This is a genomic window from Nitrosomonas sp., from assembly GCF_019635155.1.
Taxonomy (GTDB): domain Bacteria; phylum Pseudomonadota; class Gammaproteobacteria; order Burkholderiales; family Nitrosomonadaceae; genus Nitrosomonas.
Genome location: NZ_JAHBZY010000001.1, coordinates 1 through 16543 on the forward strand (window position 1 = coordinate 1; position 16543 = coordinate 16543).

Below are 16543 nucleotides of genomic sequence, written 5' to 3' on the forward strand. Positions count from 1 at the left end.
CAACCCAGCAGCCACGGTTAGAATTAAGGAAATATTGATTAATTTAACGACCGTGATGAAGTGCGAGGCGCACGGAACACAGTAATATAGGTATATCAATCAGATAGGCGAGAGAGCGAGTACTGTCAACAAACAAAGAATAAACCGCTATCTCATGTGCGCGATAGATCAACCTTGTAACGCCGAACAAACGCTGATCATTAAAAGCAAGTTACTGGTTGAAGAACGATCAAATCATCGATAGGTGGAAAGATAAGGCGGGGCAAAGTATAGCCGTAACCATCTATATTCAAATCATCTATTGGAACGAGAGTCGCGCACAGGCCTCTGTGATAGCCTTCAAATTGCGCAAGCATCCCATCCACTCCAGCGGTATTGAATTGAAATCGTTTTGTTGCGTGGTATGCGCAGCCATGATCGCACCGAGCATAATTGAGCGACCGCAGCTATCGCCACCGATGCGAATATTTTCTTCGATGGCGGTACGATAATCGGGCGCATGATTGGCGATATGCGCGATCAGCGGCAGGCCCTCGAGCACATGGCAAGCAATGCCGAAGCGCTTGCCGATGGCTGCACCGTCAAAGATTTTAGCTTGCAGCGATTCCTCCAATAGTGGTTTCACGGATGCATTTGCATACGGCAGCGATGCAGTCAGCGCCTTTGCGACCGGCATACCGCCTAACACTTGAAATAGCACCATACCGGCATAATGCGCCGCTGCTACAGCGGTATCGTTATCGTTGGTTAAGCGCACCACCTGTTCGATTTTAATACTCAATGCTTCATGCGATCCGCTATGCGTCGCAACAACTACCGGCAATGCCGCCAATGCGGCGAACTGATCGTCATCGGCGCCTGAGTTCTCCGGAAATTCTTCGGGTTTCAACGCTAACAAGGTCTGCAAAGTTTGCCGCGTCGGCGAATCGACATAGCCGGTATAAGCACCACCCGGACCGAAATAACTGCGGTACTCGGTCTGATAAGCGACACGGTCGAATTGGCCATGTTGCGCAATATGCCGCAGCATCAGCCAACACAATTCGCCGTAACCCGACGAGTCGCCTACGGTTTTCCGGTCATGCGCAAAGTAACCGCTGACGCCTTCGTAATCCTCCGCGCAAGGCGGCAGAAACACCAATCCTTTGGTTTTCTCAATCTGCGCGATGCGTTCGGCATCGTATAGCCAATGCAACCCGAGCGCGGCGGCATCCGCCACCAATGCACCCATAATCGCGGCTACCCGAGGCGTTAAGCGAATATTGGTATTCATCAGTTATCAATCTCGACTTCGTCGGGAATCCGGCGCGCCTCATCGACGAGCATTACCGGAATACCGTCCTTGATTTGAAACGCTAACCGATCCGGCTTGCAAATCAATTCCTTGTCTTCTTTTTTGTAAATCAGCGGTCCCTTGCACAACGGGCAGACCAAAATATCCAATAATCGTGCATCCATAATTTTTCCTTGCTCTCTTTAATTGTGTCGACCGGCTATTTTATAACTTGCGCAGTATGTCATCCAGTTGGTCCAAGCTTGTATAGTGAATTACGATATTGCCTTGGCCATTTTTTTTCGGCTTGATCGCCACCTGCGCTCCCAAGCGCTCGGATACATCTTCTTGCAACCGCAGTAGATCGCGATCGGGCTTTGTAATTTTTTTCGCTACCGGTTGTTCCAGTTGATTGACCATTTTTTCCGTTTCGCGCACCGACAATTGCTTGTGCACAATCACGTTGGCAATCCGGATTTGTTGTGCGGCATTCAGTGATAATAACGCCCGGCCATGCCCCATGTCGATCTTGCCTTGCATCATCAATTCCTGTACCGGCAGGGATAAATTCAATAACCGCAACAAATTGGAAATGGTGCTGCGCGAATTACCGAGCGCTGTTCCCGCAGTTTGATGGGTCATGCCGAATTCGTTGATCAGGCGCTGAATCCCGAGCGCTTGTTCGAGTGGATTCAAATTTTCACGCTGAATGTTCTCGATCAACGACATGGCCAATGCCGATTCATCCGGTACTTTGCGGATCAATACCGGTACTTCCGTCAACCCGGCCAACTGCGCGGCACGCCAGCGGCGCTCTCCGGCGATAATTTCAAAGCGATCGTCGGCAACCGGCCGTGCCAGAATCGGCTGCATAATACCCTGCGCTTTGATCGATTCGGCCAATTCCGTCAGCGCCGCTTCATCCATATTGGTTCGCGGCTGATATTTGCCAGGCTGCAGCTTGGTGATAGCCAAATTCTGCAATGGTTCATCCACCACACCTTCGGCACCAGTGCTCGCCAGCAATGCATCCAAACCGCGTCCTAAGCCTATCTGCTTGGTCATAGTGCCGCTTCCTTGTGATCGTAATCACGCATTTATAATCTCCTTCGCCAAATCCAAGTAGGCCTGCGCACCCTTCGATTGCTCATCGTGATACATCACCGGCAAGCCGAAGCCGGGCGCCTCCGCCAAGCGCACATTGCGTGGAATCACAGTGCGGTAAACTTTATCGCCGAAATGTTTTTTCAATTGATCGGATACTTGCTGCGCCAGGATATTGCGCGGGTCGAACATGGTGCGCAGCAGTCCCTCGATGCGCAACGCCGGGTTGAAACTGCCGCGTACCCGCTTGATGGTATTAACCAAGTCACTCAAGCCTTCGAGCGCGTAATATTCGCATTGCATCGGAATCATCACCGCATGCGCCGCACATAAACCGTTCAATGTCAGCAAATTTAGGGCAGGCGGACAATCGATCAAAATATAATCGTACTCAAACTGAATATCTTCCAAGGCTGTTTTCAGCCGCGCTTCACGTTGCGGAAAATCGACCATTTCGACTTCGGCACCGGCCAAATCACGGTTGGCGGGAATCAAATCGTATTTTCCTTGCGTTTCACTCACCAATGCCTCGCGGATACCCGCGCTGCCAAGCAACACATGATAGACCGTGGTTTTGACCATCTGCTTATTGGTACCGCTACCCATCGTGGCGTTACCTTGCGGGTCGAGATCGATCAGCAGCACGCATTTATCCGCAGCGGCCAAGCTGGCGGCCAGATTCACGCTGGTGGTGGTTTTACCGACGCCGCCTTTTTGATTGGTAATCGCAAGTATTTTGGTCATGGCCGTTCGTGCCTGATGATGATTAATTGACGCATCGCTTCCAATCCGGGTACATGGAGCGTTACGATGTTTTCAATTGCAAACGGCGCTTGTATCTGCCGCCGCTCTTGCTTCGTGCAATTACCTTTCATCGCCGCCCAGCGGCAATCGCTGTTTGCCGCCGCCCATTGCCGGGTTAGCGCAATAAACTCACCCAATTCCGAGAATGCGCGCGAGACAATGGTATTCGCCGGTTTTGCTTCGATCTGTTCGATGCGTTGCGCCATGATTTGAATATTCTGCAATTTTAATTCGATCTTAGCCTGCTGCAAAAATGCGGCTCTCTTTTGATTGCTTTCCACCAGCATCACCTGCCAATCGGGTTTCGCCAGCGCAATCGGTATGCCCGGTAACCCCGCACCGGTACCGACATCGACGATCTGCGGCCCGTGAATATGTGGCAGCACCACCAAGCTATCGAGCACATGCTGCACCAGCATGTCGCGCGGATCGCGGATCGCCGTCAGGTTATGCACCCGGTTCCACTTCTCAAGCAACAATAAATAGCGTTCAATACTTTCGGAAAGCTGCCCCGTTTCAACGCTGAAATGGCTATCCAGCGCCCGCAACGACTGCTCGATTTGCGGCAACAGACTCATGCAGTCTGTTGTTTGCCGTCTGGCGCAAATCCGCGTTTCAAATGCACCAGCAACAACGAAATCGCCGCCGGCGTTACGCCGGAGATGCGCGATGCTTGCCCGACGGTCTCCGGCTTGTGCAGATTCAATTTCTGCTGCACTTCGTTCGACAAGCCTTTCACCGCGCGGTAATCGATATCCTTCGGCAATAACGTATTTTCGTATTGCGCCTGGCGCACCACTTCTTCCTGCTGACGCTGAATATAGCCGTAGTATTTGGCTTGAATTTCCACCTGTTCGGCAACTTGCGCGTTGATGACCGCTTCGCCCGCGCCGGGCAACGTCATCAGCGTTGCATAGGTTACATCCGGGCGTTTCAGCAATTCGGCCAAAGTATATTCGCGCTCAATGCCTTTACCGAGCACACGCATCGCATCCTGCTCCGGCAGAGTGCCCGGGAATACCCGGATCGAATCGAGTCGTTGTTGTTCCTTGATAATAGCTTCTTGCTTGACTGAAAACGCGCTCCACCGCTGATCGCCGATGAGACCGAGTTTTCTGCCGGTTTCGGTCAAACGCAAATCGGCATTGTCTTCACGCAACTGCAAGCGGTATTCGGCACGGCTGGTAAACATGCGGTACGGTTCCGTCACGCCGGACGTCACCAAATCGTCAACCATTACGCCGAGATAAGCTTCGTGACGTTGCGGCGACCAGGCTTCTTTTTCATGAACCTTCAGCGCGGCATTAATGCCTGCCAGCAATCCTTGCGCAGCGGCTTCTTCGTAACCGGTAGTGCCGTTGATTTGTCCGGCGAAAAACAGATTTTCGATGGTTTTGGTTTCCAACGAACGCTTCAAATTGCGCGGATCGAAATAATCGTACTCGATCGCGTAGCCGGGGCGCGTGATATGTGCGTTTTCCAGTCCGGCAATCGAATGAATCAGCTCGACCTGCACGTCGAACGACAAACTGGTCGAAATACCGTTCGGGTAAATTTCATGCGTATGTAACCCTTCCGGCTCAAGAAAAATCTGGTGCGATGCACGCTCGGAAAAGCGCACGACCTTGTCCTCGATCGACGGGCAATAACGTGGCCCAACGCCTTCGATTTTCCCGGTATACAACGGCGAATCGACCAAACCGTCGCGGATGATATCGTGCGTTTCGGCATTGGTGTGCGTGATCCAGCACGAAATCTGGCGCGGATGCCGGATGCCGGTGTCGATCAACGAAAAAAACGGCGCCGGTTGATCGCCGGGTTGTTCCAATAATTTGGAATAATCCATGCTGCGGCCGTCGATACGCGGCGGCGTGCCGGTTTTCAAACGTCCCGCTGGAAATTCCATGTCGCGCAAGCGCTGCGCCAACGTCAACGCCGGCGGATCACCCGCGCGGCCTGCTTTGAAGTGGGTTTTGCCGATATGCGCCAATCCGGCGAGGAACGTGCCAACCGTCAGAATCACAACACGCGCGCGGATTTGCAATTGCAACTGCGTCACCACCCCAACCACGCGATCCCGCTCGATGATTAAATCGTCCACCGCTTGCTGCATCACGCGCAAATTCGGTTGATTCTCAACCCGACTACGGATCGCTTGCTTGTACAATACCCGATCGGCCTGCGCGCGCGTCGCCCTGACCGCCGGGCCTTTGCTCGAATTCAACACGCGAAACTGAATCCCTGCCTCATCCGCCGCCAATCCCATCGCGCCGCCGAGTGCATCGATTTCCTTGACCAAATGACTCTTGCCGATACCGCCGATCGACGGATTGCACGACATCTGCCCGATGGTTTCGATATTATGCGTCAACAATAACGTCTTGCAGCCCATCCGCGCCGCCGCCAGCGCCGCTTCCGTCCCGGCATGCCCGCCGCCAACTACAATAATGTCAAAATCCGAATGATGATTCATTGTCCTAAAATTATTGAAAATCCGAGTGATACGAAAGAAAATCCGCTGGAATGTTTCACGTGAAACCTTTTTGCATAATTAGCCAAAAGGTTGAAAAGTTTGAATGCGATTATAGGTGGTGGGCCAGAATGAAAGCAAGCGGAAGTTACAAAGAATTGGCGGATACGAGCAGTATCAAGCTCCCATCATTCTTGCGTCAAAGCAATACCTGCACAACCACTCTATCGCGTTCGATCACCTTTTTAAAAGCCTCACTCGCCGTTGACCAATCGACGATGTCCACTTTGTAAGGCAGATCCGATTCCGCGAAAGCTTCCGTCAATTGTGCAGCCAAATCTATTCCAAGCGGCTTTCCCCCGTTGATCGCCAAATCCAGATCGGAGTATTGCTTGGCGCGGCCGGTCGCGCGGGAACCGAAAGCCCACACGGCACAATCCGGAACATGTGCACGCAAAATGTCTCGTATGACCAGCCAATCGGCTTCGGATACGGTAATCGGTGGCCGGTCGCTCATTTTGCCAAACGTTGCGTCAATTGCTGATGCAGATATTGCGCTTCCTTCAGAAAATTCGGAATCGCATCCACCACCTCGCGCGCAATGGCCTCATCATACGTATGGCTGGTTTTTGCCCGCATATCCCGATACCGCCGCCATTGCGCCCAATCTCCGAGCAACAGACCCTGTTCATTGGCGGAATGTATCAAATAATGAAAATCGGCTTGGTCAAACTCCACCGGATTGGCTGCCGATGCTTCCAGGTAGCGCTTGAGCATTTTATGTGCAAGCTCGTAGGTAATTTTAAGGCGCTGAATCAAGCCATCGCGGATCTGCGTGTCGCTGATATCGGATTGATAGCGCACCCAGCCTTCCGCCAATCGGGTAATGGCATTCGTTAAAGAAGAAATATCGAGAGACATGGACGGAGCGCTGAATAAATGTGGATTCGAGAATATCATATTTTTCATTGATCCTTGAAAAGGGGCAAATTTGTCTTCATCAACAATCCCAGGCATACAGTCAATTTGCGAAGCTCGATTACCGGATAAACCGGTTGCAAAAATACTCAAAAATTTTCAGACAGTGCTACCATGCAATACTGCATCAATAGTATGATTAATTCACTCAATACTTGAAAATCAACATGGCAACCATACGAAAAACGATTACATTAACCGACAAGCAAGATCAATGGATCAAAACACAAATTGCAGCTGGCGGCTTCACCAATGACAGCGAATATATCCGTGATCTGGTACGCCGCGATCAGGAACAAAATGCGCAGTTTCTGGCATTAAAACAAGCCATTCAGGATGGATTGGAGAGCGGCGTAAGCAATAAGACGGTTGGCCAGATTTGGGAAGAAGCCGAGCAGCGTTCTAAAAATAAGCGTGGCTAAATTCCTGCTAACCAATCGGGCGGTCGCCGACCTGTCCGATATTGCTGATTTTACCATTCAGACTTTTAGCATCGAACAGGCGAGATTTTATCGCGATGGACTCAATCATTGCTTTGAAATTCTGACTGAAAATTCTCATTTCACCGGAACCGGACGATTTTCTGATCATTCCATTCACCAAAAACCGACTTTTCAGCAGAAAGGCAATGCTCGGAAAACACGATCACTGTTAAATTTTACATGCAAACGTAAGTCATTTAAGTGATTTACAATTCTTGATATTTCTTTTAGATATCCAAGCACATTTGACAAATTAACGTTTGAGATAAGAGGTTCTGCGCGACTTTATCCGGCAGCGCCCTCTGCATCACAGTATTAGGCTTTGGGCCACGTTACCTTAATAGCAACATGCTGATTGTCAGCCGCTTTATAAAAAACGCGTCCATGATCAAGATAAATCAAGAGCTCCAATTTCATTAGCGATCCTCTTGCATCATTTCCAGCATTCGCCAATACGTAGGCATAACCTTCTGGGGGTAGCAAGCATGGTGGGTAAGCCGTCCATTCTTCAGGAGCAGAACTTTTCTCAAACGCAGTAACAGCAATTGGCGCAAGAAACTCAATTTCTTGGCGGTTCATACAGGCTGTTTTGATTCGGGGGTAGCTGTCCTCATTGAATTCCATGTGCTTACCTCATTCCACCTTGCCGATAGAAACCCAACCGTCGCTTTTCTTTACGAGTCGGTATTTTTCAACAGCCTTTATCCGTCCAGTGGCAGGTGTGAAGACATCTGATTCGACATCGCAAATGTATCCAGCTTCTCCCCGTGCAGCAGCACATCCCAGTTTCTTTATTCCATGAATCGTGGGGCGAAGGTGTTGTGGCATTACCCCAGCTTTCTCGAGTTGTTGGATTGCCTCATCAGATTTAATCTTGATACTTTTCTCAACATCCTCATTAGATGGAGGATTCTCCGCCATAACTACCTGTGAGGCAATGACAGACATGGCTAGAGCGACATATGACATGAAACCCATTTTCATCGATTGCATAGATTTCTCCTTGATGATGACTAAAGCCTAACAAAAATTAAACATCCAAAATAACGCAATATAATGCGTCAAAGATAAAATTAGCAAATAAAAACAGTATGCTATTTTCATTATCTTACTAAAAATACGTCAACTATGTTTTCAATATAACACATTTGATAAAAGCATCAGCAAGGGGGCTCGAACCAGGTTTATTGCAGAACATTCAACTGGCACACCGGTCAATCGCTTTCACCCAACAACCAACCCCACATGCTGCCCCGTGCGAGTGGTCAATGTTATCAGCATGTCCAGGCTGAATTTTTCCCATTTGCCGCGCATCAGGTCGGATACGCGGGATTGCCCAATGCCCAATTTTTCTGCGGCCCCTTGCTGGGTCCAGTCGCGTTGCTTGATGGTATCGCGCAAACGCGCCATCAATTCCGCTCGCATGGCAAGCAATGTGGATTCTTCGGCGGAGAAACCAAGGTCGGCGAAAACATTGCCGCTGGAATCAGTTACCGGTTCTTCATTCATGATTTAATCTCCTATTTGTCGAAAGCGGCGGATCGCCAGTTCTATGTCTTTTCGCCTTGTTTTCTGGGTCTTTTTTTGGAATGCGTGCAAGACATAAATCACATTAGTTATTTTTGCGACATAAATAATTCGCCATTCTCCCTTGATATGCAGCCGAATTTCGTAAGCACCGGCACCGATATTCAACATAGGTTTAAAATCAGACGGCATTCCGCCGCGTTGCACCGCATCAAGTTGAAAACCAGCTTCACGGCGCACTTCTTCAGGAAAACTTCTGAGATCATTGCGGATAAATCTGATAACCTATTCATTGTGCATTTGCTTAAAAAAAACAATCAAGCGCACTCGCGCTTGCAGAAAGGCGGAAAACAAGGAAAGATATCGTCAATAGTCTATAATCATCTCATAGCTATCAATTTTTATAATTCATTTAACTGTCGTTTTCAATGTTCAAATAAAATTCATGCACCGCCGGCTTCGTATCTTGCTCATTTTCCCCATTCTGTTCCTCACCGCTTGTGCGATGGGACCGGACTTTATTCGTCCGCAAGTGGATACTGCCGAGAAGTTTCGATTGTCGGAGACGGAGGCTGAATCCATCGCCAATTTGCCATGGTGGGAATTGCTGCAGGATGAAACGCTGCAATACCTGATCCGGCAAGCGTTACAGGAAAACAAGGATCTTAAACGGGCAGTGGCCAGCGTGGAGGAATTTCAGGCGCGTTCACGCATTGCGTTCATGGATTTTGTTCCCAACATGGATATCAGCGCCAATGCACCAGCATTCGGTACGCTGGGTGGATTTCTGCGCCCCGGGTTTGCAACCCCGTTCAACTATTTCGGACAAACGACTTTGAACTGGGAATTGGATATCTGGGGCAGGATTCGCCGTTCCAACGAAGCTGCCCGCGCTGAGCTGATGGCACGGGAAGAGAATCGCCGTGCAATCGTGCTGACGCTGATCAGCGCAGTGGCGCAATCCTATTTCGACCTATTGCAGTTTGATATTCAACTCGAAATTGCGCATCGCGCTTTGGCTTCCTGGGAAGAATCCGTCGCTATCTCGCGCGCGCAACTGCAAGGCGGCATTATTTCACGCCTTGATCTGGATCAATTCGAAGCGGAGCGTGCGAATGCCGCTTCCCGGGTGGCCGAGCTCGAGCGCGGTATGGTGCAGAAGGAGAATGAACTCAGTGTATTGCTGGGAAGAAGCCCAATATCGATAGTTCGAGGACGCGCCTTGACGGATCAAGTGATTCCGCCGGAAGTGCCCGCAGGGTTGCCTTCCGAATTACTGCAACGCCGCCCGGACATTCTTCAAGCCGAGCAAAGCCTGGCAGCAGCCACCGCCAGAATCGGCGTAGCTAAAGCAGCGCGCTTTCCCAAACTTTCCATTACCGGTTTTCTAGGGGTAGCCAGTCCGGCTTTATCCAATCTGCTGCTTTCCGGCAGCGAGTTTGGCGTGGGCGGGCTCGGCTTGGCAGGCCCGTTACTTAATGCGCAAAGCCTGGGTTTTGAGCAGCGCGCCGCGGAAGCGCAGGCAAGACAAGCATTGGCGCAATACGAACAAACGATTTTAATTGCATTCAAAGAAGTGGAAGATACATTGGTAGCCATTCGCACCGCCAATGAACAAATCAAAGCGCAGCAGCAGCGAGTGGAGGCATTGCATTCGGCTCTGCATGTGGCAAATCTGCGCTATCAGGGCGGTATTACCAGTTATGTCGATGTGTTGCTCGCCAAACGCACGCTGTTCGACGCCGAATTTTCCCTGAGTGCAACGCAGCGTCTGCATTTGGTATCGATTGTTCAGTTATATAATGCCTTGGGAGGCGGATGGTCGCCGGAATACAGCAAATGATCATGAGGCAAACAAAGTAAAACTCTACTGAGTTCGCTTGCATCAGCAAGAGGAAAAATATGAATAAAATTTATTTGAGCATCGGAGTATGCCTGATTCTTCTGGCCGGCTGCGCTGAAAAACCACCTGAGAATTCCTCCGCCCCTGCTCCGCAAGTCGAAGTAATCACCGTAACCACGCAGGCGGTTCAGGATGAACCCGAATTTATCGGGCAAACGGAAGCTTTTCGCCCGGTCGAGATCCGTTCGCAAGTCAGCGGAATCATCAAGAAAGTCTTTTTTATCGAAGGGCGCAACATTAAGCGGGGCGACCGGCTATATCTCATTGATCCTGTGCCCTTTAATGCAATTTATCTGAGCAGTAAAGCCAAGGTGGCCCAAGCTCAGGCCCGGCTCGACCTGGCTAAGCAGGATTTGGCGCGCGTGCTCCCGCTGCTTGAGCAGCAAGCGGTCAGCAAGAAAAATGTGGATGACGCACAGGCGGAAGTGCGGGGAGCCAAAGCCGCACTGGAAGCCGCACAAAACGATTTGATCAAAGCCAAATTCGATCTGGATAATACGATCATTACAGCACCGGTAAACGGCCGGATCGGCCGCAGCCAGTTCTATGAAGGGCGATTGATTTCCGCTCAGGAAACGCTTCTCGCGACAATCGATCAGCTTGATCCGATGTACGTCAATGTCAGCGTGCCCGAAAGTTACCTGCTCCGTCGCCGTCGCGAACTCGCAGAGCATAAGGTGGAGCGACCGGATATTTTTCAACTGCGCGGTGTGATGACTTTCATGGATGGCAGCGTCTATCCGCAAGAAGGTGTACTCGATTTTGCAGATGTCGCATTACGGCCAGAAACCGGCACATTGCAAGGGCGATTTGTATTTCCCAACCCTGAAGGCGCTTTTGCTCCGGGACAATCTTATTTTTATCCCGGTCAGTTCGTCAAAATCCGCATCAAAGGCTATACCCGCACCGATGCCATCCTAATCCCGCAACGCGCGGTGCAACAAGGACCCAGCGGTTCATTTGTCTATGTCGTTGACAAGGAAGATAAGGTGGAACTTAGAGCGATTAGAGCCAGCATGTGGCGTGGCAAAGAATGGCTGATCGAAGAAGGTTTGCGTCCGGGGGAACGCGTAGTCGTGGAGGGTTTCTTCCGGATTCTTCCGGGCGCCAAAGTCGATCCTGTCGCACACCAGAAAAAAACAATCACTGCAACGCCTGATGCCGAGCAATCCAACCTGCAAAGTACGCCATGAATTCTCATTTCTTTATCGACCGGCCTATTTTTGCGTCCGTACTGTCCATTATCATTGTTGTCATCGGCTTAGTCGCCCTGCAAAAATTACCTATTGCGCAATTTCCGCAGATCACGCCGCCGATGGTGCAGATCGATGCGGATTATCCGGGCGCCAGCGCGGAAGTGGTAGCGGAAGCCGTGGCACGCCCGATCGAGGTGCAGCTCCCCGGGATCGATAATCTTTTATATTATGAATCGACCAGTACGAACGACGGGCACATGACCATGAAGCTCACGTTCGAAATCGGCACCGATATCGACATTGCACAAGTACAAACGCAAAACCGGCAGCGCCTGGCCGAACCGCAATTGCCCGATGAAGTGGTGCGTCAAGGCATTACCGTTAAAAAAACATCCCCCGATTTATTGGCGGTTATCGCGTTGAGCTCAACGGATCCCAAGCATGACACCGTTTTTCTCTCGAACTATACGTTACTGCGTATTCTCGATAATGTTAAACGGCTGCCCGGTGTTGGAGATGCGATCATTTTTGGCGGGCAGAATTATTCCATGCGGCTGATTCTCGACCCCGTGCGTATGGCGCAACTTAATATTACGCCCACCGAAATTGCAGCGGTGGTACGGGAACAGAACCGCGATTTTCCAGCCGGCAGAATAGGGCGGGAACCCACATCGAAAGGCACGGAGCTGACTATTCCGGTTATTACGCGTGGCCGCATGAGCGAAGTAAGCGAATTCGAAGACATGATTATCCGCGCTCACCCGGACGGCGCAATGGTGCGGATGCGCGACGTTGCGCGCGTGGAACTGGGCGCTCAATCCTACGATCTGCAAGGACGGTGGAATGGCAAACCCAATACTTTTTTACTGACCTTTTTGTCACCCGGCGCGAACGCACTCGACACCGTTAAACGGATACGTACAGAAATGGACAATCTCGCCCACAGCTTCCCAGCCGGCGTGTCTTACGATGTCCCGTACGATACGACGACATTCATCGAAGTTTCCATCAGGGAAGTGGTCAAGACGCTGGCTGAAGCTATGATATTAGTGATCCTGGTCGTTTTTCTCTTCTTGCAAAGCTGGCGCGCCACACTCATTCCGGCGATCGCGGTTCCCATTTCGTTGATCGGAACGCTGGCTGGCATGGATGCGCTAGGATTCTCGATCAATACGCTGACACTTTTCGGTATGGTTCTGACCATCGGTATCGTTGTGGACGATGCGATTGTGGTCGTGGAAAATGTCGAGCGCCATATGACGCAAGGCGGTCTCTCGCCCCGGGATGCGGCAAAAGAAGCCATGAGCGAGGTAACCGGGCCGGTCATCGCAATTGTGTTGGTGCTGGCCGCTGTGTTTGTACCTGTGGCGTTCCTGGGCGGTATTACAGGTGAGCTGTATAAACAGTTCGCCATCACCATTGCGCTATCTGTGGCTATTTCCGGATTTGTAGCGCTGACCCTCAGTCCTGCGTTATGCGCCTTAGTGCTCAAACCCAATCATGGCACTTCCGGGCGATTCTGGAAAACATTCAACCGGCTTTTTGACCGGGCGCAAGCGGGTTATGTCGGAACGGTCAACATCGTCATTAAGCGATCCATGATTGCGATCGCCATTTTTATAATGCTGATCGGGGTGATCGTGGGTCTGTTCAAAACGGTTCCCGGAAGTTTTCTTCCGGAAGAGGATCAAGGATATTTCATTACAGTGGTGCAATTGCCGGATGGCGCTTCATTGACGCGCACCATCGAGGTTTTAGAAAGAATCGAAGGATATTTCCAAGGAATTCCCGCCGTTCACTCAACCGACACCCTGGCCGGTCAGAATTTCGTTTTCGGCACTCGTGGCACGAATCAAGCGACAATGTTTATCCCGCTGCATCACTGGGATGAACGCAGGCATGCCGGTGAACAGGTATCCAGTCTGATTGCCTCGGCGTACCAGGAGTTTGCCAAAATTCCGGAAGCGTTGGTGCTAGCTTTCAATGCTCCCTCGATCAGCGGATTGGGCTCCACCGGCGGTTTTTCAGCGCAACTGCAGGATCCCGCCGGAGGAGATTTCGCCGAATTTGCCGCAGTGGCGCAGGAGTTTACCGCCAGAGCCACCGAACACCCGGCCATCGCGGTTGCCAGCACCAATTTTCGCATCAGCGCACCCCGGTTGTTTGCTACGGTAGACCGCGAACGCGCCAAGGCGCTGGGCGTTCCGATTTCGGAAATATTCGATACCATGCAGGCTTATTTTGGTAATCTGTATGTCAATGATTTTGTAAAATTCGGCCGTATCTACCGGGTACAAACTGAAGCGTTGCCGGAGTACCGTTCCAACCCGGATGATATCAGCAAGATCTATGTGCGCGCCCGGACAGGTACAACCACGACGATGATTCCACTGGATTCGGTCGTCACCACCGAGTTTAACAGCGGTCCGGATCCCGTGACGCATTTCAACGGATTCAATTCCGCGCTCATCTTGGGCGGAGCGGCGCCCGGCTACAGTTCGGGAGAGGCGCTTGAAGCATTGCAGCAAGTCGCCGATGAAATCCTGACACCCAAAGGTTATTCGATCGACTGGAGCGGAATCTCGCTGCAAGAACGCAAGGCCAGCGGACAATCGGTTTATGTGTTCGCCTTTGCTTTACTGATGGTATTTCTGGTACTGGCCGCTTTGTACGAAAGCTGGTCTATTCCATTCGCCGTTATCTTAGCCATTCCTTTCGGAATCCTGGGGGCATTCCTGGCAATCTGGACAAGAGGTCTGACCAATGACATTTATTTCCAGATTGGATTGGTGACTTTGATCGGATTGGCCGCCAAAAACGCCATTTTAATTGTGGAATTCGCCAATCAGCGCCGCGCAGCCGGAATGCCATTAACCGAGGCGGCGCTTGATGCAGCGCGGCTTCGGTTCCGCCCCATCATCATGACGTCGATGGCTTTCATTCTGGGCGTGTTGCCACTGGTGATCGCTTCCGGCGCGGGCGCAGCCAGTCGCCATTCAATCGGCACCGGCGTATTTGGCGGCATGCTGGCGGCGACCTTCCTGGCAATTTTTTTCGTACCGCTGTTTTTTGTACTGATCGGTAAGCTGGGACGGCGTGACAAGCCGCCCGCCACCGAGCCGCCGGAACTCGCAGCATTGCCACAGCCGCAAAGTGAACCGCCTCAATCATCGCAAGAAAATAAACAGCCATGAAGCCGTTATGGCTGGTGAACGTGATAATCGCCTGGGGCTTTCCGTTCGTCAATCAAGCATTGGCGCAAGATGGTCCGCAACCGCGCCTGCCGATTGTCGAATTGACCGCCGGAATGTACATCATCCAGGCTGAAGTGGCGCAAACGCACGAACAACACAGCATCGGCCTGATGCACCGGCAATTGATGGGCGTCAACGAAGGCATGCTGTTTGTGTATCAAGCATCGGAAATCCGCTGTTACTGGATGCGCAATACGTTGATTCCGCTGACCATCGCATTCCTCGACGACGACGGCGCGATTATCAATCTGAAAAACATGGAACCGCACACCGAGCGCTCGAATTGCTCGGTCAAACCGGTGCGCTATGCGCTGGAAATGAATCAAGGCTGGTTTGACCAGCGTGGCATCAAACCGGGATTCAAATTGCGCGGATTACCGGCAAAGCCTGCCGGTTTCGCTTTGCAATGAAAGACTCTATGCTGCGCTGGCAAGAAGCCGACGAAGAACAAATCGCTTATTGGCAAAGCGAGAAAGGTTTACCGCCGCCGGAACGCGTGCAAGTTGCCGACGATCGCATGCCCGCCGATACCGCTTACCGTTTGGCTTGCGGAGGGACCGCTTTGTTATGGCGTGGCGATTTCCAGAATGCTAAGTTATTACTGCAAGCCATCGCGCGGCGTATCGACAACAAAAAACCGGCTCGCAGGAAAAAGCCGGAAACCCTGACACCTGTAGAATTATTTCACCGGTACCGCCTGTCGCAATCGCAACGCGCCCGCATTCTGGAGAAGCTGCTGATCCCGTTCAACGCCGATCTCAGCATTCCGCTGCGCCGCACGCCGGATGTCCGCAGCGCTTGCTGGGATGCATACGGTTCACGTACCGAAGCGTTTATCGCGCCGCTGCGCGAATTGCTAGGATTGATCGGCGCGCACGAATGGCGCAAGAAGGGCATCGACATCCCGGCGCTCGGCATCACCATTCATCCGCATTACGGCGTGTTTGCACCGATCCGCAACGAATACGTCCAGCTTGTCGCGCAAGCAGCATCGCCCACGATACTGGATAAGCAGTCGATCGCTTTCGACATCGGCACCGGCACCGGCGTCCTGGCCGTGGCACTGACACAGCGCGGCGTTCAGCGCATCGTCGCGACCGATCACGATCCGCGTGCGCTCGAATGCGCGCGTGACAATCTGGCGCGATTGAACTTAACCGATGCAATTGAATTAGTTGAAGCCGATCTGTTTCCGCCAGGGCAAGCGGCATTAATTGTATGCAATCCGCCGTGGATACCAGCGCGCCCAAGCTCACCGTTGGAACACGCCATTTTCGACCCGGAAAACCGCATGCTGCAAGGATTCTTGCAAGGCTTGCGCGATCACCTATTGCCCGGCGGCGAAGGCTGGCTGATATTGTCGGATATTGCCGAACACCTGGGCTTGCGCAGCCGCGAAGAATTGTTGCACATAATTGATGCCGCCGGCTTGCAGGTTTTATCGAAATCCGACGTCAAACCGCGCCACCTAAAAGTTGCCGACACCAGCGACCCGTTGCATGCCGCCCGCGCGGCGGAATTGACGTCATTGTGGCGGTTGGCTGCAAATTAG

General features: G+C 51.7%; 19 protein-coding genes. 6 read left to right on the plus strand and 13 right to left on the minus strand.

Translation table 11 applies throughout. The features are described 5' to 3' along the window. Positions 1-298 precede the first annotated feature (298 nt). The 8 genes from KF839_RS00005 to KF839_RS00040 form a co-directional block, all read right to left on the minus strand. Positions 299-1273 carry an ADP-ribosylglycohydrolase family protein gene (locus KF839_RS00005; RefSeq protein WP_292915756.1) on the minus strand — a complete coding sequence of 325 codons (975 nt, stop codon included), beginning with the start codon at positions 1271-1273 and terminating at the stop codon, positions 299-301. Continuing rightward, entirely contained in the window at positions 1273-1458 is a 186-nt protein-coding gene (locus KF839_RS00010; RefSeq protein WP_292915757.1) for a Trm112 family protein, read from the minus strand. The genes KF839_RS00005 and KF839_RS00010 overlap by 1 nt, the downstream gene beginning before the upstream one ends. A 40-nt stretch (positions 1459-1498) precedes the next feature. Next, the gene (locus tag KF839_RS00015) at positions 1499-2338 is read right to left on the minus strand and encodes a ParB/RepB/Spo0J family partition protein (protein ID WP_292915758.1); all 840 of its coding nucleotides are present in this window, start codon (positions 2336-2338) and stop codon (positions 1499-1501) included. Between the two features lie 24 nt (positions 2339-2362). Beyond that, positions 2363-3121 (minus strand): ParA family protein, encoded by a 759-nt coding sequence (locus KF839_RS00020; RefSeq protein ID WP_292915759.1) that lies wholly within the window; start codon positions 3119-3121, stop codon positions 2363-2365. Beyond that, complete coding sequence (rsmG, locus tag KF839_RS00025) at positions 3118-3759, minus strand: 16S rRNA (guanine(527)-N(7))-methyltransferase RsmG (RefSeq protein ID WP_292915760.1); 642 nt, start codon at positions 3757-3759, stop codon at positions 3118-3120. The genes KF839_RS00020 and rsmG overlap by 4 nt, the downstream gene beginning before the upstream one ends. Next, positions 3756-5654, minus strand: a complete 1899-nt coding sequence (gene mnmG, locus KF839_RS00030) for a tRNA uridine-5-carboxymethylaminomethyl(34) synthesis enzyme MnmG (protein WP_292915761.1) — start codon at positions 5652-5654, stop codon at positions 3756-3758. Before mnmG ends, rsmG begins: the two co-directional genes overlap by 4 nt. A 196-nt stretch (positions 5655-5850) precedes the next feature. Then, complete coding sequence (locus tag KF839_RS00035) at positions 5851-6168, minus strand: nucleotidyltransferase family protein (protein ID WP_292915762.1); 318 nt, start codon at positions 6166-6168, stop codon at positions 5851-5853. Next, a complete protein-coding gene (locus KF839_RS00040) occupies positions 6165-6620 on the minus strand; it encodes an HI0074 family nucleotidyltransferase substrate-binding subunit (RefSeq protein WP_292915763.1) in 456 nt (151 codons plus the stop codon). Before KF839_RS00040 ends, KF839_RS00035 begins: the two co-directional genes overlap by 4 nt. Positions 6621-6796: 176 nt before the next feature. On the opposite strand from KF839_RS00040, the gene KF839_RS00045 reads away from it, so the two are divergent. After that, positions 6797-7051 (plus strand): type II toxin-antitoxin system ParD family antitoxin, encoded by a 255-nt coding sequence (locus tag KF839_RS00045; RefSeq protein WP_292915764.1) that lies wholly within the window; start codon positions 6797-6799, stop codon positions 7049-7051. 7 nt (positions 7052-7058) lie between these two features. On the opposite strand, the gene KF839_RS00050 is transcribed toward KF839_RS00045, so the two are convergent. From KF839_RS00050 to KF839_RS00070, 5 genes are all read right to left on the minus strand, one after another. Beyond that, positions 7059-7220 carry a hypothetical protein gene (locus KF839_RS00050; protein WP_292915765.1) on the minus strand — a complete coding sequence of 54 codons (162 nt, stop codon included), beginning with the start codon at positions 7218-7220 and terminating at the stop codon, positions 7059-7061. Between the two features lie 206 nt (positions 7221-7426). After that, complete coding sequence (locus KF839_RS00055) at positions 7427-7735, minus strand: hypothetical protein (RefSeq protein WP_292915766.1); 309 nt, start codon at positions 7733-7735, stop codon at positions 7427-7429. Positions 7736-7744: 9 nt separating this feature from the next. Continuing rightward, on the minus strand, positions 7745-8104 hold the full coding sequence (locus tag KF839_RS00060; RefSeq protein WP_292915767.1) for a hypothetical protein: 360 nt from the start codon (positions 8102-8104) through the stop codon (positions 7745-7747). 231 nt (positions 8105-8335) lie between these two features. After that, entirely contained in the window at positions 8336-8620 is a 285-nt protein-coding gene (locus KF839_RS00065; protein WP_292915768.1) for a helix-turn-helix domain-containing protein, read from the minus strand. Positions 8621-8623: 3 nt separating this feature from the next. Beyond that, the gene (locus KF839_RS00070) at positions 8624-8920 is read right to left on the minus strand and encodes a type II toxin-antitoxin system RelE/ParE family toxin (RefSeq protein ID WP_292916065.1); all 297 of its coding nucleotides are present in this window, start codon (positions 8918-8920) and stop codon (positions 8624-8626) included. Between the two features lie 163 nt (positions 8921-9083). Here KF839_RS00070 and KF839_RS00075 point away from each other — a divergent pair, with 163 nt between their 5' ends. From KF839_RS00075 to KF839_RS00095, 5 genes are read left to right on the plus strand one after another with little or no spacing between them, the layout of a single operon-like run. Beyond that, the gene (locus tag KF839_RS00075; RefSeq protein ID WP_292915769.1) at positions 9084-10481 is read left to right on the plus strand and encodes an efflux transporter outer membrane subunit; all 1398 of its coding nucleotides are present in this window, start codon (positions 9084-9086) and stop codon (positions 10479-10481) included. Between the two features lie 59 nt (positions 10482-10540). Next, positions 10541-11734: an efflux RND transporter periplasmic adaptor subunit gene (locus KF839_RS00080; RefSeq protein ID WP_292915770.1), complete on the plus strand. Its 1194-nt coding sequence runs from the start codon at positions 10541-10543 to the stop codon at positions 11732-11734. Further along, on the plus strand, positions 11731-14931 hold the full coding sequence (locus KF839_RS00085; protein ID WP_292915771.1) for an efflux RND transporter permease subunit: 3201 nt from the start codon (positions 11731-11733) through the stop codon (positions 14929-14931). The genes KF839_RS00080 and KF839_RS00085 overlap by 4 nt, the downstream gene beginning before the upstream one ends. Continuing rightward, a complete protein-coding gene (locus tag KF839_RS00090; protein ID WP_292915772.1) occupies positions 14928-15401 on the plus strand; it encodes a DUF192 domain-containing protein in 474 nt (157 codons plus the stop codon). The genes KF839_RS00085 and KF839_RS00090 overlap by 4 nt, the downstream gene beginning before the upstream one ends. Continuing rightward, on the plus strand, positions 15398-16543 hold the full coding sequence (locus KF839_RS00095; protein ID WP_292915773.1) for a class I SAM-dependent methyltransferase: 1146 nt from the start codon (positions 15398-15400) through the stop codon (positions 16541-16543). Before KF839_RS00090 ends, KF839_RS00095 begins: the two co-directional genes overlap by 4 nt.

Bases quoted from the DNA above. Each gene is read 5' to 3' on its own strand.
- KF839_RS00010 (WP_292915757.1), bottom strand. From the start codon at position 1,458: ATGGATGCACGATTATTGGATATTTTGGTCTGCCCGTTGTGCAAGGGA.
- KF839_RS00045 (WP_292915764.1), top strand. From the start codon at position 6,797: ATGGCAACCATACGAAAAACGATTACATTAACCGACAAGCAAGATCAA.
- KF839_RS00060 (WP_292915767.1), bottom strand. From the start codon at position 8,104: ATGCAATCGATGAAAATGGGTTTCATGTCATATGTCGCTCTAGCCATG.
- KF839_RS00080 (WP_292915770.1), top strand. From the start codon at position 10,541: ATGAATAAAATTTATTTGAGCATCGGAGTATGCCTGATTCTTCTGGCC.
- KF839_RS00040 (WP_292915763.1), bottom strand. From the start codon at position 6,620: ATGAAAAATATGATATTCTCGAATCCACATTTATTCAGCGCTCCGTCC.
- KF839_RS00065 (WP_292915768.1), bottom strand. From the start codon at position 8,620: ATGAATGAAGAACCGGTAACTGATTCCAGCGGCAATGTTTTCGCCGAC.
- KF839_RS00020 (WP_292915759.1), bottom strand. From the start codon at position 3,121: ATGACCAAAATACTTGCGATTACCAATCAAAAAGGCGGCGTCGGTAAA.
- KF839_RS00050 (WP_292915765.1), bottom strand. From the start codon at position 7,220: ATGATCAGAAAATCGTCCGGTTCCGGTGAAATGAGAATTTTCAGTCAG.
- KF839_RS00055 (WP_292915766.1), bottom strand. From the start codon at position 7,735: ATGGAATTCAATGAGGACAGCTACCCCCGAATCAAAACAGCCTGTATG.
- KF839_RS00095 (WP_292915773.1), top strand. From the start codon at position 15,398: ATGAAAGACTCTATGCTGCGCTGGCAAGAAGCCGACGAAGAACAAATC.
- KF839_RS00085 (WP_292915771.1), top strand. From the start codon at position 11,731: ATGAATTCTCATTTCTTTATCGACCGGCCTATTTTTGCGTCCGTACTG.
- KF839_RS00035 (WP_292915762.1), bottom strand. From the start codon at position 6,168: ATGAGCGACCGGCCACCGATTACCGTATCCGAAGCCGATTGGCTGGTC.
- KF839_RS00015 (WP_292915758.1), bottom strand. From the start codon at position 2,338: ATGACCAAGCAGATAGGCTTAGGACGCGGTTTGGATGCATTGCTGGCG.
- mnmG (WP_292915761.1), bottom strand. From the start codon at position 5,654: ATGAATCATCATTCGGATTTTGACATTATTGTAGTTGGCGGCGGGCAT.
- KF839_RS00005 (WP_292915756.1), bottom strand. From the start codon at position 1,273: ATGAATACCAATATTCGCTTAACGCCTCGGGTAGCCGCGATTATGGGT.
- KF839_RS00090 (WP_292915772.1), top strand. From the start codon at position 14,928: ATGAAGCCGTTATGGCTGGTGAACGTGATAATCGCCTGGGGCTTTCCG.
- KF839_RS00075 (WP_292915769.1), top strand. From the start codon at position 9,084: ATGCACCGCCGGCTTCGTATCTTGCTCATTTTCCCCATTCTGTTCCTC.
- rsmG (WP_292915760.1), bottom strand. From the start codon at position 3,759: ATGAGTCTGTTGCCGCAAATCGAGCAGTCGTTGCGGGCGCTGGATAGC.